Source organism: Pseudomonas sp. B21-054 (assembly GCF_026016345.1).
Classification (GTDB): Bacteria; Pseudomonadota; Gammaproteobacteria; order Pseudomonadales; family Pseudomonadaceae; genus Aquipseudomonas.
On sequence record NZ_CP087204.1, the window covers coordinates 180570 to 202356 of the forward strand.

The 21787-nt window shown below is 61.3% G+C and carries 16 protein-coding genes; 6 read left to right on the forward strand and 10 right to left on the reverse strand.

Features of this window, described 5'->3' with window-relative positions; translation table 11 throughout:
* Positions 1–23 precede the first annotated feature (23 nt).
* Both LOY70_RS00870 and LOY70_RS00875 read left to right on the forward strand, forming a co-directional pair.
* Entirely contained in the window at positions 24–272 is a 249-nt protein-coding gene (locus tag LOY70_RS00870; protein WP_265032515.1) for a helix-turn-helix domain-containing protein, read from the forward strand.
* A complete protein-coding gene (locus LOY70_RS00875; protein ID WP_265032516.1) occupies positions 265–1503 on the forward strand; it encodes a type II toxin-antitoxin system HipA family toxin in 1239 nt (412 codons plus the stop codon). The genes LOY70_RS00870 and LOY70_RS00875 overlap by 8 nt, the downstream gene beginning before the upstream one ends.
* Before the next feature lie 97 nt (positions 1504–1600).
* Here LOY70_RS00875 and LOY70_RS00880 read toward each other — a convergent pair whose 3' ends face one another.
* Positions 1601–2605, reverse strand: a complete 1005-nt coding sequence (locus tag LOY70_RS00880) for an AraC family transcriptional regulator (RefSeq protein ID WP_123413921.1) — start codon at positions 2603–2605, stop codon at positions 1601–1603.
* A 100-nt stretch (positions 2606–2705) separates the two neighbouring features.
* On the opposite strand from LOY70_RS00880, the gene LOY70_RS00885 reads away from it, so the two are divergent.
* The gene (locus LOY70_RS00885; protein WP_265032517.1) at positions 2706–3779 is read left to right on the forward strand and encodes a fatty acid desaturase; all 1074 of its coding nucleotides are present in this window, start codon (positions 2706–2708) and stop codon (positions 3777–3779) included.
* 192 nt (positions 3780–3971) lie between these two features.
* On the opposite strand, the gene LOY70_RS00890 is transcribed toward LOY70_RS00885, so the two are convergent.
* The 3 genes from LOY70_RS00890 to LOY70_RS00900 form a co-directional block, all read right to left on the reverse strand.
* Positions 3972–6476: a TonB-dependent siderophore receptor gene (locus tag LOY70_RS00890; protein ID WP_265032518.1), complete on the reverse strand. Its 2505-nt coding sequence runs from the start codon at positions 6474–6476 to the stop codon at positions 3972–3974.
* Positions 6477–6561: 85 nt separating this feature from the next.
* The gene (locus tag LOY70_RS00895; protein WP_265032519.1) at positions 6562–7548 is read right to left on the reverse strand and encodes a FecR domain-containing protein; all 987 of its coding nucleotides are present in this window, start codon (positions 7546–7548) and stop codon (positions 6562–6564) included.
* Between the two features lie 4 nt (positions 7549–7552).
* Entirely contained in the window at positions 7553–8053 is a 501-nt protein-coding gene (locus LOY70_RS00900; RefSeq protein ID WP_265032520.1) for a sigma-70 family RNA polymerase sigma factor, read from the reverse strand.
* Between the two features lie 302 nt (positions 8054–8355).
* Between LOY70_RS00900 and LOY70_RS00905 the strand changes: the two genes are divergently transcribed.
* Positions 8356–10236: a methyl-accepting chemotaxis protein gene (locus LOY70_RS00905; protein ID WP_265032521.1), complete on the forward strand. Its 1881-nt coding sequence runs from the start codon at positions 8356–8358 to the stop codon at positions 10234–10236.
* A 329-nt stretch (positions 10237–10565) separates the two neighbouring features.
* Here the strand turns inward: LOY70_RS00905 and LOY70_RS00910 are convergent, their stop codons facing one another.
* The 5 genes from LOY70_RS00910 to LOY70_RS00930 form a co-directional block, all read right to left on the reverse strand.
* Positions 10566–11030, reverse strand: a complete 465-nt coding sequence (locus LOY70_RS00910; RefSeq protein ID WP_265032522.1) for an SRPBCC family protein — start codon at positions 11028–11030, stop codon at positions 10566–10568.
* A 32-nt stretch (positions 11031–11062) separates the two neighbouring features.
* Complete coding sequence (locus tag LOY70_RS00915) at positions 11063–14488, reverse strand: non-ribosomal peptide synthetase (RefSeq protein ID WP_265032523.1); 3426 nt, start codon at positions 14486–14488, stop codon at positions 11063–11065.
* A gap of 10 nt (positions 14489–14498) precedes the next feature.
* Complete coding sequence (locus LOY70_RS00920) at positions 14499–15431, reverse strand: diiron oxygenase (protein WP_265032524.1); 933 nt, start codon at positions 15429–15431, stop codon at positions 14499–14501.
* A complete protein-coding gene (locus LOY70_RS00925) occupies positions 15428–16204 on the reverse strand; it encodes a DUF3050 domain-containing protein (protein ID WP_123344694.1) in 777 nt (258 codons plus the stop codon). Before LOY70_RS00925 ends, LOY70_RS00920 begins: the two co-directional genes overlap by 4 nt.
* Before the next feature lie 685 nt (positions 16205–16889).
* Positions 16890–17582, reverse strand: a complete 693-nt coding sequence (locus tag LOY70_RS00930; RefSeq protein WP_265032525.1) for a GntR family transcriptional regulator — start codon at positions 17580–17582, stop codon at positions 16890–16892.
* A gap of 202 nt (positions 17583–17784) precedes the next feature.
* Between LOY70_RS00930 and lapG the strand changes: the two genes are divergently transcribed.
* Positions 17785–18477: a cysteine protease LapG gene (gene lapG, locus LOY70_RS00935; protein WP_265032526.1), complete on the forward strand. Its 693-nt coding sequence runs from the start codon at positions 17785–17787 to the stop codon at positions 18475–18477.
* Between the two features lie 14 nt (positions 18478–18491).
* Positions 18492–20438, forward strand: a complete 1947-nt coding sequence (lapD, locus tag LOY70_RS00940) for a cyclic di-GMP receptor LapD (protein ID WP_265032527.1) — start codon at positions 18492–18494, stop codon at positions 20436–20438.
* A 985-nt stretch (positions 20439–21423) separates the two neighbouring features.
* On the opposite strand, the gene LOY70_RS00945 is transcribed toward lapD, so the two are convergent.
* Entirely contained in the window at positions 21424–21762 is a 339-nt protein-coding gene (locus tag LOY70_RS00945; protein ID WP_060739744.1) for a hypothetical protein, read from the reverse strand.
* Positions 21763–21787: the final 25 nt, after the last annotated feature.

The following is a 21787-nucleotide window of genomic DNA, read 5'->3' on the forward strand; positions in this document are numbered from 1 at the left end:
TGTATACGATGCGGAATCTAAGCATGAAGACCCTCGGTGAGTTGATCAGACGTCTGCGCAAAGAACACAACCTCTCTCAGCAGGTCCTGGCCGCGCAATATGGCATGAGCCGTGCCACGATTTCTGGCATCGAAAACAACACCATTGCTGAGGTCGGGATTCGTAAGGTCGAAGCGATTCTCAATGGTTTTGGCTACGAGCTGACGGCAGTTGCCCGACCCACGAAGCGCCCTACACTCGACTCACTGAAAAAGGACTCTTTCCATGGCTGATGAGCAAGGCCTGGACAGGCTGCAAGTCTCGGTCAGCGAAACGGCCGTTGGTGTTCTGGGACGAGGGCAACAGCGCACTGACTCCGTGTTCACTTACGCCACCAGCACGTGTGAAGAGCAGTCCGTTTCGCTGACGATGCCGGTGCGCCTTGAAAGTTACACCTGGGAGTCAGGTGTACCGCCAATCTTTGAAATGAATTTGCCGGAAGGCGCCTTGCGTGATGAGCTGGTCCGTCGCTTCAGCAAAGCGGTGCGTGGCTTTGACGACTTCGCCATGCTTGCCATCGTCGGTCCCCATCAGTTGGGCCGGGTTGGCATCGGTCATTGGCGGACCGACGGCGGGCCGCCTGAAACCAGCCTGGCGGACTTGCTGGTGCACGATGGTGCTGAAGGTTTGTTCGACGATTTGCTGCACACCTATGGACAATATTCAGGGGTTTCGGGCGTACAACCCAAGGTACTGGTACGCGACAGCGCATCGACCGTCGATCGCCTGACCCACCGGGGCGCCACTCACTTAATCAAGGCTTTTCGCGCCGACGAGTTTCCGGAATTGGCGGCGAATGAGTTCTTTTGCATGCGAGCCGCGCAGCACGCGGGGCTTGAAGTGCCGGAGTTCGAATTGAGCGAGCGCGGCAAGTTTCTAATCGTTAAACGCTTTGATGTGCTGGGCACCGGCAACTATCTGGGTTTTGAGGATTTTTGTGTTCTTAACGGCTCGCCGTCCAGGACCAAATACGACGGTTCGTATGAAGGCGCGGCCCGGCAGATCAAGGCCTTCGTTTCACCTCATTTGCTCAATCAGGCGCTGGAGTCCTTGTTCAAAATTGTTGCGCTCTCGGCCGGCTTGAAAAATGGTGATGCGCACCTGAAAAATTTCGGAGTGCTTTATGAGCATTGCGGCGTTGATGCGTCAGTCAGGCTCGCGCCAGCCTATGACATCGTCAGCACGGCGGTGTATATCCGCAATGACAATATGGCGCTGTTGCTGGGCGGCTCCAAAGCCTGGCCCAAATACAAAATGTTGGTGGGGTTTGGCCGCTCGGCGTGCAACCTGACCGAAGGGCGTTGCAAGGAGTTGCTGGAGCAGGTCATTCATGGGATGGACTTGGCCATGGTTGAAATGCGCCATTACATGGGCGGCAATGAGCGGTTCAGGCCGACTGGAGAAGCGATGATCGAGGCTTGGACGGCTGGGCTTTCGCGCAGCCTTAAGCCCTCTGTCACCTGACCCTGCGCCATCGCGAGCAAAAGGGTTTGTGTGCGCCATCGGTCAAATGTGGGAGCGAGCTTGCTCGCGATAGGGCCGGCCCAGCCAACGCAAATCCCTAGTGCAACCCATCCCGGAACTGCCCCGGCGTCATCCCGGTCCAGCGTTTGAACGCGCGGCTGAAGCTGCTGGTGTCGGCAAATCCCAACAGATAGCTGACCTCGCTCAATGAGCAATGCGGATCACGCAGGTGCAGCAGCGCCAGGTTTTCCCGGCATTCGTTGAGCAGTGCGTCGAAGCGGCAACCTTCGTCGGCCAGGTGCCGTTGCAGGCTGCGCAGGCTCAGGTGCATGGCCTGGGCGATGCGTTCGGCGCTGGGTTCGCCTTCGGGCAGTTGAGCCTCGATGGCCGCCCGCACCTTGCGCTCCCAGGTCAGCGGCTTGAGTTGCGCAAGGGTGCGTTCGAGCACTGTTTCGTTGTGTTCGGCCAGCTCCGGGTTGGCGTCGTCCAGGTGGCTGTCGAAATCCGTGAGGTCGAACTCCAGGCAATCCTGGGCGGCACCGAAATGTACTGGCGAGCGGAACACTTTGTGCCAGGGGCCGGGATCCGTCGGTTCCGGGCGCCGCAGGTACACCGCCAGCGGCGCGTAATCGCGGCCCAGGCGGTTGCGGCAGGTGCGCACATAAATCGCCGCGAACGCATCGATGGCCTCAAAGGCCGGCGCCGGTCGGCCCGGTGGCACCTCGAGGCTAAAGCGATAACGGTCCTCTGCGCGACTCAGTTGCAGGGTCAAGGCATCGCTGACCACCGGGTGATAACGCACGATTCGTTCGAACACTTCCCGCAGGCTGCCGCTGGCCACCAGGGCGTAACCCAACGCGTGAAAGGTGGTGGGGCTGACGAAACGCGAGACCCGCAGGCCGATGGCCGGATCGCCACTGGCCTGCACCGCCAATGTCCACAGGCGGGTGGTGGCCGAGAGCGGGTAGCGGGCGTTCGGGTCGTCCATCCACTGCGGGTCGAGGCCGGCTTCGACGCACAGGGCATGGCTGTCCAGGCCCAGCGCATCGAGCTGTTTGCGCAGGGCACGGGTCCAGCTGGCGAGGGAGGTCGGTTCAGTCATGACGATTGGCGCTTGCGGTCAACAGGTTGGCGTTTACGGCTACCACCCAATGGGACAACGCCCGGCAGGATGAGCACATCTCTAACAGAGGATGTAAGCCATGCACGGCACTTGCGCAAGCCCCGAGCGATTGAATGCACAACAGCGATCCGCCCATATTCGCCAGGTGGTCCTGGCCCGGGGTGAGGAATTGCGTCAGCGCTACCCGATTCTGCGCCACCAGGATGCGTTGGGCGCGGGCATCCTGGCGCTGGCCCTGGCCGGGATGATCGGTTCGGCGCTGCTCTACCTCAATGGGCACCTGGCCGGATGGGTGTGCTTGCTGCTCAACGCTTTTTTCGCGTCCCTGACCCACGAGCTGGAGCACGACCTGATCCACAGCATGTATTTCCGCAAGCAACGCCTGCCCCATAACCTGATGATGGGGCTGGTGTGGCTGGCACGGCCGAGCACCATCAACCCGTGGATCCGTCGCCACCTGCACCTCAACCATCACAAGGTGTCCGGCAGCGAGGCCGACATGGAGGAGCGGGCAATCACCAACGGCGAACCCTGGGGGCCGGCGCGGTTGCTGATGGTGGGCGACAACGTCATGTCGGCCTTCATCCGCCTGTTGCGGGCCAAGACCTGGGCGCATAAGCGCAGCATCCTCAAGCGCACGTTGAAGGTGTACTTCCCGCTGGCGCTACTGCATTGGGGCGCCTGGTATGTGTTCCTCGGTTTCCACGGGGCCAACGGTGTCGCCAGTCTGCTGGGGACTTCAATTGACTGGTCGGCCACCACGCTGGCGACGATGCAGGTGATCGACATCGCGGCGGTGGTGATCATCGGGCCGAATGTACTGCGCACCTTTTGCCTGCATTTCATCAGCTCGAACATGCACTACTACGGCGACATCGAGCCGGGCAATGTCATCCAGCAAACCCAGGTGCTCAATCCGTGGTGGTTGTGGCCGTTGCAGGCGTTCTGCTTCAACTTCGGCAGCAGCCATGGGATTCATCATTTCGTGGTGAAGGAACCGTTCTACATTCGCCAACTGACGGTGCCGGTGGCTCACAAGGTGATGCGGGAGATGGGCGTGCGGTTCAATGACTTCGGCACGTTCGGGCGGGCGAATCGGTTTGTGCGGGAAGAGGCTGTGGTGCGGGAGGAGGTGGGTACGGCTCGAGTTTGAGACGCACCACTCCAGGGACAAATACACAACCTGTGGCGAGGGGATTTATCCCCGCTGGGCGGCGCAGCAGCCCCTTTGACCTGCCGCCTCGTAGTGTCAGGCCTGATTGCATTCAACCTCTTTGGGGCCGCTTCGCGGCCCAGCGGGGATAAATCCCCTCGCCACAGGTGCATGCCTGGCCTGAAGAATGAGTCAGAACTGGTAACTCACCGTAGCCGCCACATTGCGCTCTTCGCCCATGTAGCAAAAGCTCAGGCTGGCGCACGAAGCGACGTAGGTTTCGTTCGTCAGATTGTTCGCGTTCAGGCGAACGTCCACGCCTTTCAAGCCGACCTTGCCCAGGTCATACCCCACCGAGGCATCGAACAGCGTGTAAGACGGCACCTTCATGGTGTTCTCTGCGTCGGCCCAGCTATAGCCGACATAGCGCACGCCGCCGCCCAGGCGCAGGCCATCGAGGGTGCCGCTGGCGAATTTGTAGTCCGCCCAGACCGAGGCCATGTGGCGCGGCGCCTGGGTCGGTGAGTTGCCCTTGTTTTCGATGATGTCGGTGGGCGTGCTGAGGGTGCTGACCATCGATTTCGAGTATTCGATGTCGGTGAAGGTGTAGCTGCCCAGCACTTTGAATTGTTCGGTCAACTGCAGGTGCGCTTCCAGCTCCAGGCCCTGGGAGCGCACGGCACCGATGGCGCGATAGAAGTTGTCCTGGGGCAGTTTGGTCGCCAGGTTTTCCTGGTCGATGCGGAACAGCGAGGCGGTGTACAAATCATCCGTGCCCGGCGGCTGGTACTTCAACCCCAGTTCCCACTGCTTGCCATCGGTCGGCGGCAGCGGGTTGCCGGCGCTGTCGGCATAGGAGTTCGGGTTGAACGACTCGGAGTAGCTGATGTACGGCGCCAGGCCGTTGTCGAACAGGTACAGCGCCCCGGCACGGCCAGTGAGCTTGGTGCGTTTGTCGTTGATCTCGGTGCCTTCCGGACGACCGAACTCAGCGATGCGGTTCTCATCCGAGGTTTGCACCCAGTCCTGGCGCAGGCCGAGGGAGAAGCGCCACTTGTCCATTTCGATCAGGTCTTGCAGGTAGACGCCGGTCTGCTCCAGGCGCCGCAGGTAGCTGGTGGGGCTGAAGTAGGTGATGGCCGAGTTGCCGTAGACCGGGTCGAAGGCGTTGATCGGGGCCAGGCTGCCGCTGGTCCAGTCGACCACGGTCTTGCGCCGCTGGTAGTCGGCGCCCATCAGTACGGTGTGCTTGGTGGCGCCAGTGAAGAAGTCAGCCTGCAGCATGTTATCGACAATGAAGGAATGGAGCTTTTCTTCGGCGCCGGTGTAGTAGCGGTTCAGCTCGTTGCTGGTGGGCGTGGTCCAGTCGTAGGCATAGACCTGATCGTTCTTGACCTCGGAATCCAGGTAACGGAAGTTCTGCCGGGCGGTGAAGACATCGTTGAAACGGTGTTCGAACTGGTAGCCGAACGACTGCTGGTCACGCTCATAGCGGTCGATGCCGGGTTCGCCTTCGAAGAAGTGTTCGGAAATCCGTCGGCCGTTGCGCTGATGCAAGGCGCCGTCGGCCGGCATGCCGCCGTGGTAGCCGCCATCAGGGTCATGTTGCAGGTAGGCCTGGAGCGTCAGGGAAGTGTCTTCGCTGAAGTCGATGTTCACCGTGGGCGCGAGGGCGAAGCGTTTTTCCTTGTTGTGGTCGAACTGGGTGTCGGAGGTGTCCGCCAGGCCGATCAGGCGATAGGTGATGCGTTTGTCATCGTCCACGGGCCCGGAGAAGTCGAAGCCCATGCCACGCTGGCCCTGGGTGCCGACCGTGGCCTGGACCTGGTGATAGGCCTCGTACAGCGGCTTCTTGCTGGTCAGCGCCACCAGGCCACCCGGCGAGCTGCGGCCATAGAGCACCGAGGACGGCCCCTTGAGGATGTCGACCCGCTCCAGGAAGTACGGATCGACCTGCATGGAGCTGTAGGTGCCGCTGTCGCCCATGGACTTGAGGCCGTCGAGGTAGATGTTATCCACCGAGCCATCGTTGAAACCGCGCATCGCCACGTAGTCGTAGCGGTGGGTCGCGCCATAGGGATTGGTCAGCACCCCAGGGGTGTAGCGCATGGCCTGGGACACGGTTTGTGCGCCCTGATCGTCCATTTGCTCGCGGGTGACCACGGACACGCTTTGCGAGGTTTCCCGCAGGGCGGTACTGGTCTTGGTGGCGACCTGGCTGTGGGTGGCGTTGTAGCCTTCCATGCTGCCCAGGGCGTTACCCAGGGCGAAACCTTTGATGTCGGTGGCCGGCAGCGCCAGGCTGTTGCCCTGGACCTCGGTTTGCAGCACATAGGTGCTACCGTCCTGGCTGACGGCGACCAGACCCGAACCGCTGAGCAGATGACTCAGGGCCTGGTCCGTCGAATATTCACCTTTGAGTCCCGGCGACTGGACGCCGCCGGTTTGCGCCGGGGTGCTTGCCAGGGTAATCCCGGCCTGGCGGGCGAATTGGTTCAGGACATCGCTCAACGGGCCGGCAGGAATGTTGTAGCTCTGGCGGCCGGCGGACAGGCTGTCCTGGGCGGCGACAGCGAGCATGGGTACGGCGCCGATGCCCAGCACCGTGGAAAACAGCGCGGCATGGATCGCCTGGCGCAACAGGCCCGATGGCGAAGAAACGTCGGAGGAGGTCTTGAGAAGTACGCGCTCAGTCATTGTAGGTTCCGTTGGAGTCGCTGAAGGCCAATAAGCGTTGCTTACTGTCCTAGCCGGACGTCCACGCAAAACCCGCCAAAAAAATTCAAACCGCACGTTCCAGCGTGACCCACCAACGGGTCCGATAGCGCAGTTGCACGGGAAGCATGCGAGGCAGGACGGCCAGCAGCTTGTCGGTGTCTTCCAGGCGGAACACCCCCGACAGGCGCAGATCGGCAATCGACGCGGCGCATTTCAAATAGCCGGGGCGGTAACGTCCTACTTCGTTGAGGAAGTCTTCCAGGCGCATGTTGCGCGTGACGATCAGCCCGTCCGCCCAGGCGCCGACATCCATGTCCAGCGCTGGCGCCAGCAGGGCTGTCGATGAGGTGATTTCATAGCTTTGCCCGGCAGAGACCTGGATAGGGGCGCCGGCGTCGCTGCGGTGGGAACGGATCGCTACGCTGCCGCGGGTGACGCTCAAGCGCGTGCAGTCGCGGTCCTGGCGCACGACGAAGCGCCCGTCCAATCCTTCGAACAGGCCGTGTCGGCTTTGTACCAGCAGCGGGCGCCCTGGGTCGTTGCCGCAGGTGACCATGATTTCACCGCGGGCCAGGCTGATCAGGCGCTGCTTGGCCGAGTAGTCCAGGTCGGCGGCGCTGTCGGTGTTGAGTTCAAGCCGCGTACCGTCCGGCAATTGGAAGCCGCGCCGTTCACCCGTGGCGGTGACGAAGTCGGCGTTCCACGGTTGCCAGCCCAGATCTTTGCCCAGCCATGCGGCGGACCCTATCAGTGCAACGCCCGACAACAGCTTCAAGGCCTGCCGCCGGCCGAGTCGCTGGGCGCTGTTTTCCAGGGTTTCGAGGGCGATGTGGGCACCGGGCACTGCCCGCAGGTTCGAGGTCAACTCGCTGTGCAGCGATTGCACCCGTTGCCAGGCCAGTTCGTGCTCGTGATGGGCGGCGCGCCAGGCATCGCACTGTTGGCGCAACGTGGGGTTGGCGGCATGGTTGCGCAGGCGCAGCAGCCAGTTGATCGCCTGCCTGACCACCTGCTGGGAAGGGCCGTTGCGTCGGCTCTGTAAGTGATCCATGGGCTCAGCTTTCATAGCGCAACACATAGCAGTGGTACAGAGCATCGGCGACGTAACGCTCCACCGATCGCAGCGAAATGCCCATCTGCTCGGCAATCTGCTTGTAGGTCAGGCCTTCGCACTGGGCCAGCAGAAACGCCCTGCGCACGTTCGGCTTGAGTCCTTCAAGCATTCTTGCAATGGCTTCGAGCAGTTCCAGGATCAGGGCCTGGGCTTCGGCACCGGGGGTTTCGGCTTGTGGCAGGTGAGCTATGGTTTCCAAGTAGGCGCGTTCAATTTCCGCTCGCCGCCAATGATCGATCACCTGGCCTTGGGCGATGGTGCGCAGAAAAGCACGTGGCGCCTTGAGTTCCAGGCGTTCGGTACGTTGCAACAGGCGAACGAAGGTGTCCTGGGCCAGGTCCGCCGCATCGGCGGCATTGCCCAACCGGTTGCGCAGCCAGGTATTGAGCCAGCCGTGATGGTGGTTGTAGAGCGTCTGTACTGCAAACTCGGGAGATGACATGAACGCGACGGCCTGGCTATCACAAATGATAATAGGTCGCATTGTCATCATGGGGTGGCGATTTTGCAACCACCGTTGGACTGATGCAAACGAGGACGATCGTTCCATCCGTGGCCAAAAGGACAATCAGTGCTGTGCCCCTCGTCGGCCATTGTCACAAAGGCCTAAGTTTTTTTAAGCGCTAGCCGACAGAGTGATAAGCGTGCACCAAAGTGGAGCATGGCAGAATGCCTGCTCGTACTTTTCACATGAAATACTGCAACTGGAATGCAACCCCCACTCTTTGCATAAGAAGCCCATCGATGAATCTAAAGTTCAGCCACAAAATCCTTTTGGCCGCCTCGGGTGTGGTGGTTCTGGCTTTTGCCCTGTTCACGCTCTACAACGACTATTTGCAGCGAAACACCATTGGCCGCAGCCTCGAGTCCTCCATCGAGCAGTCCGGTGACCTGACGGCCAGCAGCATCCAGAACTGGATGAGTGGCCGGATACTGGTGCTGGAAAACCTGGCGCAGAACATCGCGCATCAGGGCACCGCGGCCGATTTGCCGGGGCTTGTCGATCAGCCGGCACTGACGTCGAATTTCCAGTTCACCTATGTGGGCCAGGTCAATGGTGTGTTCACCCAACGCCCCGACGCAAAAATGCCCGACGGCTATGACCCGCGTCAGCGCCCTTGGTACAAACAGGCGGTGACCGCCGATAAAACCATGCTGACCCCGCCTTATCTGGCGGCAGTCGGAGGCTTGGTGGTGACTGTCGCGCTGCCGGTGAAGCACAACGGTGAACTGCTCGGCGTGGTGGGTGGCGACTTGAGCCTGGAAACCCTGGTGAAAATCATCAATTCCGTGGACTTCGGTGGTATCGGCCATGCGTTCCTGGTGAGCGGCGACGGTCAGGTGATCGTCAGCCCGGACAAAGACCAGGTGATGAAGAACCTCAAGGACATCTACCCCGGCACGCCGGTACGCATCGGCAAGGGCATCCAGGAGGTTGTGCTGAACGGGCAGGAGCGCATCCTTTCGTTCACGCCGATCACTGGCCTGCCGAACGCTGAGTGGTACATTGGTCTGTCGATCGATAAGGCAAAAGCCTACGCACCGCTGAGTCAGTTCCGCACGTCCGCGTTGATTGCGATGTTTGTCGCGGTGGCGGCCATTGCGTTGCTGCTGAGCATGTTGATCCAGGTGTTGATGCGTCCGTTGACCACCATGGGGCGCGCCATGCAGGACATTGCCCAGGGCGAAGGCGACCTGACCCGGCGCCTGGTCGTGCAGGGCACGGATGAGTTCGCGGTGTTGGGTGGCTCATTCAACCAGTTCGTGGAGCGGATTCACGCCTCGATTTCCGAAGTGTCCTCGGCGACACGGCAGGTGCATGACTTGTCGCAGCGGGTAATGACTTCGTCCAACGCCTCGCTCATCGGCTCGGATGAACAGAGCGCTCGCACCAACAGTGTGGCGGCGGCCATCAACCAATTGGGCGCCGCGACCCAGGAAATCGCCCGCAACGCCGCCGACGCTTCACAACAGGCCAGCGGTGCCAGCGAGCAGGCCGATGATGGGCGCCAGGTGGTGGAAAAAACCATCCAGGCCATGACCGAGCTGTCGCAGAAGATCAGCCTCTCGTGCACCCAGATCGAAACCCTGAACGCCAGCACCGACAACATCGGGCACATCCTGGACGTGATCAAGGGCATCTCCCAGCAAACCAACCTGCTGGCCCTGAACGCTGCCATCGAAGCGGCCCGTGCCGGTGAAGCCGGACGCGGTTTTGCGGTGGTGGCCGATGAAGTGCGCAACCTGGCGCACCGTACCCAGGAGTCGGCGGAAGAAATCCACAAGATGATCACCTCGCTGCAAGTCGGCTCCCGTGAAGCGGTCACCACGATGAACGCCAGCCAGACCTCCAGCGAAGAAAGCGTGGAAGTGGCCAACCAGGCCGGCCTGCGGTTGGTCAGCGTGACGCAGCGCATTGGTGAGATCGACGGCATGAACCAGTCGGTGGCCGCCGCGACTGAAGAACAGACCGCCGTGGTCGAAACCCTCAACATGGACGTCAGCCACATCAACCTGCTGAACCAGCAAAGCGTGGCCAACCTCAATGAAACCCTGAAGGATTGCGATGCCTTGTCCCAACAGGCCAACCGGCTGAAGCAACTGGTGGACAGCTTCAAGATCTGACCCCAGTCGCAAGCCGAGCCACCGCCATCGCGAGCATGCTCGCTCCCACAGGGGATTGGCGGTGAGCCTGGGTCTTGGGTTCACGCCAACTCAATGTGGGAGCGAGCTTGCTCGCGATGACGGCAGCCCAGCCAACATCACCGATACAGGTCCACCGCCATCGCGAGCAAGCTCGCTCCCACAGGGGATTGGCGGTGAGCCTGGATCTTGAGTTCACTGCAACTCAATGTGGGAGCGAGCTTGCTCGCGATGGCGTCGGTAAAGCCACCATCACCGCCAACAGACCCGCCGCTTTCGCGAGCAAGCCCGCTCCCACAAGGGAGTGGTGCTTACTTGAACATCCCCTGCACATTTCCCATCGCCTCATCGGCGAAGCCCTGGAGGAAATCCCTGAAGCCCGAAGGGGTATGGGCATCGGTGTGGTCGGCGATGATGGTCCAGGTGGCGCGGCAGCGGTTGTCTGCCAGGGGCTCGACGCGCATGGCTGCCCAGAGGTTGTCGATGCCCAGGGTGTTGTAGATCAGCGTCCAGGTCATGTGCATGGCCTGGTCGTCACGGCTGTTGAGCTGTTCCACCACCAGGTTCTGGCCGTCGCGGAAGAATTTCTTGCGCAGGGAGCGCACGCCGTCGCCGGTCATTTCGATATGCTCCAGCGCCGGAATAAAACGGTCGAATCCGCCAAAATTACCCACCACTTCCCAGACACGCGTTGCATCGGCGGATACTTCCACCGAGGTTTCGACCTGGCAGGCGTGGGGGTTTTTGATCAGGGTGTCGGGTTGAAATGCACTCATGGTCTTGCTCCTTGCTTTGGGTTGAGGGTGTTTCAAATGAAGTCGATGGCCTTGAGGTAGTCGGCGCCACGGCGCAGCAGGGCCGGGGATTTTTCCGGGTAGCAGGCGCCCATCTGCCGCACACCGGCGCGGGCGTTGTCGTGGCTGATCAGCGAGATGTCGCCGATGTCTTCCTCGAAGCCGTTGAGGTAGAAACCCAGCACGCCAAACAACGCGTTGTCGGCATCGACCCGGCCCAGTTGCCGTTGCCAGTCGGCGACGCTCACCAACGAGAACTCCCGGCCGCTGTCGCGGAACGACGCCACATAGGCGTCCCAGCTCAACGGCTCGGGGTTGTGCAAGTTGAACACCGCTTGCGTCGGCTGGTAGCGGCTGGCGTGGAAGGCGATGAAGCGGGCCAGGAAGTCCACCGGCATCAAGTCGAAATTGAGGGACAGGTCCGGCACCTGGCCGAGTTGAATCGAGCCCTTGAGCATCAGCATCAAGCGGTTTTTATGGGGTTGGCAGACCCCGGTCAGGCTGTTGAAACTGATGTTGCCGGGACGGAATAGATTGACCAGCACACCACGTTCACGAGCCCGCTGCAGGATCCGTTCGCCGACCCACTTGGATAGGTTGTAGCCATTCTTGATGTAGATCGGCGGCGTCTTGGCGGCGGGTTGTTCCAGGACCTGTCCATCGGCGTCCAGGGCGCTGGACGCCGAAAGCGTGGAGACGAAGTTGAAGATCTTCTTGCTGCGCCCTTCACACAGGCGCAGGCATTCGAAGATCGGCTCCACGTTATCCGGTGCCAGCGACGCGTAGTCGAGCACATGATTGACGTGGGCGGCGTTGTGCACCAGCGCGCCGAAGGTGCGGTCGATGCGGGTGTAGACGTCATCCGGCAAACCCAATTGCGGCTGGGTGATGTCGGCGGCATAGACACTGACGCGACTCAGGTCCAGGTGCGACAGACGATTGTCCCGCAAGGCCTGGGAAAAGCGTTCAGCCGCGCTTTGCCCCGCGGATGCGCGCACCAGGCAGGCGACTTCGGTGGCGCCCCAGGCCAGCAACGCCTCGACGATGTGCACCCCGAGAAAGCTGTTGGCGCCGGTCACCACCACCTTATGCACATCACCGCACTGGCTGATGGGCAACGGGTCGAGGTTGAGTTCCGCTTCGGCATCGATGAAGGCCTGGGGACTGAGAGTCGATGCACTGCCTTGCCCGGAGTCGTCCAGCAACTGCGCCAAGGTCATCAGCGTGGGGGCTTCGATGAAACGATTGATCGACAAGCTGCGCCCGAATGTCTGGCGGATGCTCAACAACAGTTGCGACAGCAGGATCGAATGCCCGCCCAAGTTGAAGAAGCTTTCGTCCGTGGCAATGTCATCGACCGGCAGTTCCAGCAGCTCGGCCCACAGTTGCTGCAACTGTGTTTCCAGTGCGTTCTGCGGCTGGCGTCGCTGGCTGCCGACATGAATCTGCACCGCCGTTGCCAGCAATGCCCGGCGATCGACCTTGCCGTTGCTGGTGTAAGGCAGGCTGGGCAATTCGACATAGGCCGCCGGGTGCATGTAGCTGGGCAGCGTGTTTTGCACATGCTCGCGCAAGGCCTGGAGGGCGGCGCCGGGCCGGTCCTCCCGGGGATGCACCAGGAACGCCAGGATCCGCCGCCGCTCATCGACCCCCACCGCCACCTGGCGAAACAGCTGGGTGTCCCGCAGGCAATGCTCGATTTCCTCGGGCTCGACTCGAAAGCCGCGGATCTTCACCTGGTTATCGCGACGTCCACTCAGCTCGATGCCGCTGTCGGTCCACTGGCCGATATCGCCCGTGCGATACACCCGCAAGGTTTGCCCGGCGGGCAGTGTCAGGTTGAGGTAACGGGTCGCGGTCAGTGCCGGGTCGTTCAGATAACCCAGGCCGACACCCGGCCCGGCGATGTACAGCTCGCCTGGCGTGCCTTGCGGTACGGGCTGCAGTTGTTCGTCCAGGATCAGCACCCGGCCATTGGCGATGGGCACGCCGAGGTTGCGGTTGTTGTCGCCGACGCCGAATTGCCGCGTCGTCGCCAGCACCGTGGTTTCGGTCGGGCCATAAATATTGTGGAACCTGCACTGCGGCGCGAGTTGTTCGATCACGAACGGCTCGCAGACATCGCCACCGGTAATCAAGTGCGCCAGGCCCAACGGTGCCTCCAGCGGCATCACGCTCAGGAGTGCTGGCGGCAGGAACGCGTGAGTCACCCGCTGTGCGCCCATCAGCTCCACCAACTGTTGCGGATCGCGACGCTGGTCTTCGCTGGGGACCACCAGTAACGCGCCCTGGATGAAGGTCGGCAGGATATCCAGCAGCGACGCGTCGAAATTGATGGTGGAAAATTGCAGCGCCCGACTGTCGCGCTGCAAGCCGACGTAGTCGCCATACCAGGCGCAGAAATGGCTGAGATTGCGATGGCTGAGCAACACGCCTTTGGGTTGGCCGGTGGTGCCGGAGGTGTAGATCGCCACGGCGGGTTCGTCGACGCCCATCACCCGACGGATCAGCGAGGTCGGGATGCCAGGCTTGGACGCCGGCAGCCGATGCACATTCAGCGTCGGCAGCATGAGGTCGTCCAAGTCGCTGTCGCCGTCATGCAGCAGCAGGTCCGCCCGGGCGTTCTCCAGGATAAAGCGCCGACGTTGCGCCGGGTGTTGCGGGTCCAGCGGCAGGTACACGGCACCACAACCCAGCACCGCCAGGATTGCCGCATACAGTGGCGCTGACTTGGGCAGGCAGACGCCGATCACCAGCGGTTGGTCGCAGGCTTGCCGGAGCTTTTCCAGCATGGCGTGCTGCAACCTCAGCGCCAGGCCACGCAAGGATTTGTAGTCGGTGAGCTGACCATCGACCCACAGGGCCGGTTGCATCGCGTCAGCGAGCATGCGCTGTTCGATGCTGTGCATCACCGGCACTTCGGCCGCTGCCAATAGCCAGGGTACCGGCGGCCGGTTGAGACGGTGCTCGAAGGCCAATGGCTCCAGTACATCGAGCGCCTGCAAAGGCTGGTCGGCCGGGTCAGTCTGCACCGTCGGCCAGTGATCGAAGCAGGTTTCATCCCGGGAAAACTGACTGACCAGCCGCGCACCGTCCTCGACCACCGCCGCCAGCGTATGCAGTCGTAGGGACTGGCCGTTGCCGTCGCTGTGCTCGGTGATCATCTGCCGCGCCAACAATCGCTGCGTACCGTCGTAAAAAAACACCACCGGTCGAGGCAATGCCTGGCCGGGTATTGCCTGCAGGGTCACGCGCACCTGAAGGCGCAAGCGGGCCTGGATGCCGCTCGGTACCGTACCGTCGTCGATCAGCACATCCACCGCATCGTGGCTGGCCAACGATTCATGAACGACGACCCCATGGCCGTGCAGTTCGAGTTCCTGGGCCAGTTCGGCCATGGCCTGGCTGGTGCCAGGCACTGCAATTTCGAGGCGTCTCATTGGAGGATCCTCATGGGGTCAGGTAGTCGGTGAGAGCGTCGCGCACGCACGGGGAGGCGAGCATGGAGCTGCCGCGCAAGAAACGCGTGATATTGCCCACCAACGGGTGAAAACGATTGATGGGGTAGGCCAGCGCACTGGCGTCTTCACGCAGCGACTGGCGCACCGATTCGTCGACGGGCAGGTGGGCGATCAGCTCGCAATCGAACGCCTGCTGCAGATCGCTCGCCAGGTACTGGGCGATGAAACCGGGCAACAACCGCGCAAGCACCTCGCGGTCCTCTTCGGGCGCGGTGCGCCAGTAGATCTGCACCAACCGCGTCCAGAAACCGGAGTGGCGGCCTTCGTCCAGCAGGTGGTCGGCCATCAGCCCCTTGATCGAGGCCTTGACCGAATCATCGCGAGCGAACGCCGCCACTTCGTTGGTCACGGTGTTTTCGGCGATGGCGATGCAGATCAACTCCATGGCGCTGAGCAAATGTTCCGGCGCCTGGGCCAGCGTCGCCGGGATCGCACGGCTGAGTTCGATTTGCGAAGGCAATGGGATCGGTGCGATGCCGGTCATGTCGATGGTCTGCTGCATGAAGTCCATCGCCACCAGCGCGTGATAATCCTCGTCCACCACCACGGTCATTGCGTCATAGCGGCAGGCGAACGGGAATTCGATGCCGAAGCTGTTCTTGGCGATGCGCCGGGCGGTGTGGTCCACCAGTTCTGTCTCGAAAATCACCACGTCGTTGATGAACTTGTAGAGGCTCTGCACCAGCACAAAGTCGCGCAGCTGCGGGCAGTGGCTGAGGAAGGTCTGGCTGTGCACCAGCGGCTGGCGGCTCATGGGGAAGATCAGCTTGTCGTCGTCCTCCACCCGACGCCGTGGTCGGGTGCGGATGGTGGCGCGGCTTTCCCAGGCGTCGGCGAAGGATTGGTATTCAACGGCGTTCATGGCATCACCTGCGCAACCGGCTGGGCCATGCTCTGGCGCAGACCGTCCCACAGCGCCGCGCGGCTGTGGACGGCGGCGAGGGCGGCGGCCAACACTTCGGTTTCCCGCTGGGGGTCGCCGTCGATCAGCCGGGCCAGCAGTTTTTCCGCCGCCGGGCCGTGGTCTTCGGAGTCGACCTCGATGTGCCGTTGCAGGTAGTAGCGAAAGGTCGGTGCCTGATCCAGGCCAATGCCCCAGGCGTCCAGCATGCGCTGGAACATCTGCGGGATGACGCTCTCGCGGCCATGCACGAACGCGGCGGCGACACTGTGGGCCGGGGCGTGCAGGGCGGTATGCAGGGTCTGGCGAACAAAGCGCGCCGCCGCGGGTTCCACCTCGACGCTCTCCAGCGCCGTCTCGGGGCTGACGCCTTCCTGTTGCAGGGTGATGAATTGCTCGATCGCGCGGGTATCGGCACCGACCTCCCGCATGGCGTCCAGGTACAGTTCGAAATGGCTGCAATAGCCGGCTCCGGGGCGGTCATCGGATTCCTCGCCCAGGACAATTTCGTTGATCAGGCGTGCAGCGTGCGGGTCCGCCGGCGGCAGCCAGGGCAGGTGGACACAGGTCAGCTCGCGCTGCAGCCGTTTGGTCAGGGACATGAAGTCCCATACGGCAAAAACGTGGCTTTCCATAAAGCGGCGTAACAGATCGATTGATGTTATCTCGGAAAAAACCGGGTGTTGGCCAAGTTCGTGTTTTTTCAAGGATAGTTGTTCTTTGGTTGGCTGCATTGGAACGTCCTCATCAATGATGTTGTGTCCGGAAAGTTGCCCGTTCTTTATCAGGGCGAACGGGCGCCTGAACCGGAATCCATGAATTACCCAAATGCTCAAGTAGTGACTGCTAATGCGTGTTGTCGGCTTGTAATGCTTGATTTTGAAGGCTGCGCCGGAAACGGGCACAGTCGATAACAAATCGACGATTAAAAAACTAATACACAAAACAAGTAAGCGGCAAGGAATTTTTTAATTATTTAAAGTGGCAAGTTTATTAGGCGCGAAGTGGGCTATTAAAACTTTTTATATAAGTTTTATTCAGGCGAAGAGGCTCCTTCCGATTTAGGGGTATCAGAATCGAATAGTTCGAGTGAATGCCTCACCCGGAGCACTTCAGGGATCAGGGAGTTAAGAAATTTGTGATTTATGGGAGGGACGCCGGTCGGACAGCCGATCATCCCGCCAGTGGGCGACGCTCCTTGCGTATTGGCTTCGATTCGCTTGGTCTATGGCCAGGCGCTGACTTCTTCAGGTCTGTTTTTTAATCGACAAGCGCAAGAGTGAGCCCAAATCGATGGCAGTGCCATTGAACTGATTGGGCGACGCGCTGCGGCCACGGTCAGGCCGCGCCGGGCAGGCGAGCGTAGGGTCGGAAGGATATGTAAGAAGTTTTTGCGCCGGCGGGGCCGCCGGCGTCAGATCAGCGATTCGACGGCTGTTCCAGATACCGGCGCATGGTGACGGAGGCTTTTTCCAGGTGGCGTTCGAGCAAGCCAATGGCTTTATCGATGTCTTTGGCACGTGCGGCGTCAAGCAGCGCGCGGTGATCGTCCTGACTCAACTTGCCCAGCCCCATGGATGACAGATGAAAGCGTAAAAAACGCTCTTCTTCATTGAGCTCGCGCTCGATCAGGTCCAGCAGTTTTCCGTTGGGCGCCTTATGGTAAAGCGACATGTGAAACAGCCGATTGAGCTTGCCGATCTCTGCATGGTTGGTTTCTGTTTCCAACTGTTCGATGTATTGGGCAGCCAGGGCCAGGTCGCTGTCATCGAGCAGCGGAATGGACAGGCGCAAGGCGAAAGACTCCAGGACCGAACGCAGGGCGTAGGTCTCGACCGCATTGTTGGTGATCAACGGCGCTACCACGGCGCCTTTGTGCTGAACCACATTGAGCAGTGACTGCGCTTCGAGCTGGCGCAACGCCTCGCGCACCGGCATGCGGCTTACGCCGAACAGATCGGCCAGTTCCTGCTGGCGCAGGGCGGTGCCGCAAGGCAGGCGTCCATCGAGAATGGCCTCGCGCAGGGATTCTTCGATGATCGAGCGTGCCCGGTCAGCGGGAATGGGACCGTTGACCTGGATAGTGCTGAGCGGTTTGGGCTTCTGTGTCACGACAACGCACCCTGATTGGTAGTAAAAATTGGATCCAGTCTCACGTTAGTCACAGGTTGGCGAGCCGTCAAAGTCTCTCGTCCGGAGGTTCCTGAACTAAAGTTTAGTCTGCCTGCGGTGATTGCACCTTGCCATTGTCTTTTAGTGGGCCAGGCGTCACCATCCAACGAATTTCCAACGACCCTTTTCGGACGTATTTCCCTTGGCTGCACCGTTCCCTGTCCTCAGGTCCTTGCGCTGGCTGTGTTCGGCAGTGTTGCTGGCCGGCCTCCTGCTGGGCGGCCTGCGGGCTGACTGGGACTTTGCGCAGATCAGCCGACGGGCGCAAGCGATATATGGCCCGCTGGGCGAAGGGCAACAACGAATCGACGCATGGCAACAATTGTTGGCGACCCAGAAGCAGATTCCGGAACTCGAGCAGCTCAAGGTGGTGAACCTGTTCTTCAACAAACAGGTGCGCTACGTGGAGGACATCGACCTGTGGCATGAGGTCGACTATTGGGAAACGCCGATCCAGGCTCTGTGGAAGGGCGCCGGCGATTGCGAGGACTACGCCATCGCCAAGTATTTCAGCCTGCGCCATCTCGGGGTGTCCAGTGACAAGCTGCGTATCACCTACGTCAAGGCCTTGCGGCAGAACCGTGCCCACATGGTGCTCACCTATTACGCCACGCCCGAGGCGATGCCGCTGGTACTCGACAGCCTGATCGACGGGATCCTGCCGGCCAGCCAGCGAACCGACTTGCTCCCGGTCTACTCTTTCAATGCCGAAGGGCTGTGGCTGCCGGGTGCCAAGGGCAATAAAAAAGTGGGTGACACCAAGCGCCTGTCCCGGTGGCAGGATGTGTTGAAAAAAATGCAGGCCGAAGGTTTTCCGGTCGAGACGACTAACTAGGAGCGCGCGCTCAGATGTCCTTGTTCAAACAGCTGTTGATCGCTATCTGTCTGTTCCTGGTGGTTGCCTTCAGCGGCAGCTTCATGGTCAGCCTGGAGAGCTCGCGGGCCCAGTACGTCAACCAGTTGCGCTCCCACGCCCAGGACGCGGCCACGGCGCTGGCGCTGTCGCTGACGCCGAACATCGACGACCCGGCGATGGTGGAGCTGATGGTCAGTTCGATCTTCGACAGCGGCTACTACGCCAGCATCCGCGTGGTCGACGTGGCCACCGACAAGACCCTGGTCGAGCGCACCGGCACGCCGGACGCCGGCAGCGTGCCGCATTGGTTCATCAAACTCATCGGCCTGGAGCCGGCCGGTGGCGACGCCATCGTCAGTCGCGGCTGGGAGCAGGCGGCGCGGGTCGAAGTGGTCAGCCACCCGATGTTCGCCCTCGCCAAGCTCTGGCAGAGCGCATTGGGCAGCCTGGGCTGGTTGCTGCTGTGCGGCGCCCTGAGCGCGGTGCTGGGAGCCTTACTGCTGCGTCGCCAGCTCAAGCCGCTGGATTACATGGTGCATCAATCCCATGCCATTGCCCGGCGCGAATTCCTGAGCCTGCCGGAGCTGCCGCGCACCCCTGAGTTGCGGCGGGTGGTGCAGGCGATGAACCAGATGGTCGAGAAGCTCAAGGCGTTGTTCGAGGAGCAGGCCGAGCGCAGCGAGAAGCTGCGGGTCGAGTCTTACCAGGACAACCTGACGGGCCTGGCCAACCGGCGCTACTTCGAAATGCAGCTCAATGCCCGGGTGAGTAACCCGGAGCAGGCCAGTTCCGGTTATCTGCTGTTGCTACGGGTCAAGGACCTGGCCGGTTTGAACCAGCGGTTGGGCGGGCAACGCACCGACCAGTTACTCAAGGCCGTGGGTGAGCAATTGCTGCGTGAATGCGCGCGGTATCCGGAAACCCACAACCTGGTGACGCGCATCCGCGGCGGGGAATTCGCCGTGCTGGCGCCAGGATTGGTGCGTGACGAAGCGCTGCAATTGGCGCAGAACCTCGAAAGCGCGTTGGCGAGCTTGCACGCTACTGGCGCGACCGACGTGGCCTCGGTGGCTTCCATCGGACTGGCGCCGTTCATCCATGGCGACTCGCCGCAGGCGGTGCTCCAGCTCGGCGACCAGGCCCTGGCCCAGGCCGAGAGCCAGGGTGAGCCGGGTTGGGCGTGCCTGGACCACAGCGCGTCGGCCAGCGTTGGCGACGATCACCATGCCTGGCACAACTTGCTTGACCAGGCTTTGAGTCATCAGCGTTTCGAGCTGTACTTCCAGCCGGTGGTGGCCGCCCAAGACACTCAGGTGCTGCTGCATTACAAAGTGCTGTCGCGGTTGCTGGACGAGCAGGGCCAGACCATCCCAGCCGGGCGTTTCCTGCCCTGGTTGGAGCGTTTCGGCTGGACCGCGCGCCTGGATCGTCTGATGCTTGAACAGGTGCTTGAGCAGATGGCCGGGCACGAACAAGCCCTGGCACTGAATCTGTCCTCCGCTACCCTGGCCGATCCTCAGGCGCTGAACAAAGTCTTTGAAATCCTGCGGGCGCATTCCAACCTTGGGTCGCGCTTGACCCTTGAGATTGGCGAAGAGCAATTGCCAGAGCAAGCGGTGCTGGAGCAGTTGACCCGGCGTCTGCGCGAACTTGGCTTCTCCTTGAGCCTGCAGCGTTTTGGTGGGCGCTTCAGCATGATCGGCAACTTGTCGCGGCTGGGGTTGGCTTACTTGAAAATCGATGGCAGTTACATTCGTGCCATTGATCAGGAAAGTGATAAGCGTTTGTTCATCGAGGCGATCCAGCGCGCGGCCCACAGTATTGATTTGCCGTTGATTGCCGAGCGGGTGGAGACGGAGGGGGAGTTGGCGGTGATTCGTGAGATGGGGTTGTTTGGGGTGCAGGGGCAGTTGGTTGGGGAGCCTCGGCGGTGGGGGTGAGGCTTGCTGGCGAAGCGGGCTGTAGCCTTTTGACCGAGTACATATCCATTGCTGCGGTAACGGCCACTTAGGGTTCCGCCCTTACGGCGGGTCACTTTCGAAAAGCGCGAAAGTAACCAAAGCGCTTTTGCCCCACCACTCGGTGCCTCGCCTAGGCTCGGCATGCCCTCACTCCGGCATTGCTCCGTGGGCCCGCCGCGAAGGGCCATCCATGGCCCAGCGCGGCTATCCCGGCATCCATGCCGGGATGCCCACTGCGCAATGCCTGCGTTCGGCCAGCGTGGTTAACGGGGCGCCGAGATCAACGTCCGACGCGAGGCGGCCTTATAGCCGACCTGGTTCTTGATGGGGACCGCGTTTCCCCTGTGGGAGCGGGCTTGCTCGCGAAGTCGGCGGCACATTCAGCATTGATGCAAGCAGACCCACCGCCATCGCGAGCAAGCTCGGCTCCCACAGGGATCGGCGGTGGACACTGATCTTGTAAACGACCAAAAACCCATGTGGGAGCGAGCTTGCTCGCGAAGACGGCGGTACATTCAGCATTGATGCAAGCAGACCCACCGCTATCGCGAGCAAGCTCGGCTCCCACAGGGATCGGCGGTGGACACTGATCTTGTAAACGACCAAAAACCCATGTGGGAGCGAGCTTGCTCGCGAAGACGGCGGTACATTCAGCATTGATGCAAGCAGACCCACCGCTATCGCGAGCAAGCTCGGCTCCCACAGGGATCGGCGGTGGACACACATCCTATAAACGACCAAAAACCTGTGTGGGAGCGAGCTTGCTCGCGATAGCGTCAGTCCAGACAACACTATCCACTGTGGCGAGGGAGCTTGCTCCCGCTCGGCTGCGCAGCAGTCGCAAAATCGGGCAGTGGGGGCCACCTGGAGAAATGCAGAGGCCAGCTTCGCAGGCCAGCGGGAGCAAGCTCCCTCGCCACAAGTGCTGTGTACTGCCTGGAAGGGTGTCAGCCCGGTTGGCAGGCTAGATCAACCCCTTCTCATCATCATCGATCAACCGGCTCAACCCGCCCAAGGCTTCACGGGCCTGGGTACGGTCCATCAGCTTGGCCTGGGCCGCGGCTGGCAGGTCGGTGACGCGGATGACGCCTTTGCTGGTCAGCACCTGGATCAAGTCATCGAGTACCCGGATCATTTCCAGGTCGCTCTGCTTGAGCTGCTTGAGGCTGTTTTCCACCGCCTGGTTGGCGAACCAGTCCTGGATCTCGTGGCTGTCGGCCGGCAAGGTCTCGGTGGCTTCGGCATAAGCGGTGGCTTCTACGCGCACCAGCAGGCCTTGTGCATCGCGTTGCACATAAAACATCGGGCATCCCTCATGTATGAAGCGG

Bases quoted from the DNA above. Each gene is read 5' to 3' on its own strand.
- lapD (WP_265032527.1), top strand. From the start codon at position 18,492: ATGTCCTTGTTCAAACAGCTGTTGATCGCTATCTGTCTGTTCCTGGTG.
- LOY70_RS00945 (WP_060739744.1), bottom strand. From the start codon at position 21,762: ATGTTTTATGTGCAACGCGATGCACAAGGCCTGCTGGTGCGCGTAGAA.
- LOY70_RS00915 (WP_265032523.1), bottom strand. From the start codon at position 14,488: ATGAGACGCCTCGAAATTGCAGTGCCTGGCACCAGCCAGGCCATGGCC.
- LOY70_RS00875 (WP_265032516.1), top strand. From the start codon at position 265: ATGGCTGATGAGCAAGGCCTGGACAGGCTGCAAGTCTCGGTCAGCGAA.
- LOY70_RS00890 (WP_265032518.1), bottom strand. From the start codon at position 6,476: ATGACTGAGCGCGTACTTCTCAAGACCTCCTCCGACGTTTCTTCGCCA.
- LOY70_RS00895 (WP_265032519.1), bottom strand. From the start codon at position 7,548: ATGGATCACTTACAGAGCCGACGCAACGGCCCTTCCCAGCAGGTGGTC.
- LOY70_RS00920 (WP_265032524.1), bottom strand. From the start codon at position 15,431: ATGAACGCCGTTGAATACCAATCCTTCGCCGACGCCTGGGAAAGCCGC.
- LOY70_RS00900 (WP_265032520.1), bottom strand. From the start codon at position 8,053: ATGTCATCTCCCGAGTTTGCAGTACAGACGCTCTACAACCACCATCAC.
- LOY70_RS00880 (WP_123413921.1), bottom strand. From the start codon at position 2,605: ATGACTGAACCGACCTCCCTCGCCAGCTGGACCCGTGCCCTGCGCAAA.
- LOY70_RS00925 (WP_123344694.1), bottom strand. From the start codon at position 16,204: ATGCAGCCAACCAAAGAACAACTATCCTTGAAAAAACACGAACTTGGC.
- LOY70_RS00885 (WP_265032517.1), top strand. From the start codon at position 2,706: ATGCACGGCACTTGCGCAAGCCCCGAGCGATTGAATGCACAACAGCGA.
- LOY70_RS00870 (WP_265032515.1), top strand. From the start codon at position 24: ATGAAGACCCTCGGTGAGTTGATCAGACGTCTGCGCAAAGAACACAAC.
- LOY70_RS00905 (WP_265032521.1), top strand. From the start codon at position 8,356: ATGAATCTAAAGTTCAGCCACAAAATCCTTTTGGCCGCCTCGGGTGTG.
- LOY70_RS00910 (WP_265032522.1), bottom strand. From the start codon at position 11,030: ATGAGTGCATTTCAACCCGACACCCTGATCAAAAACCCCCACGCCTGC.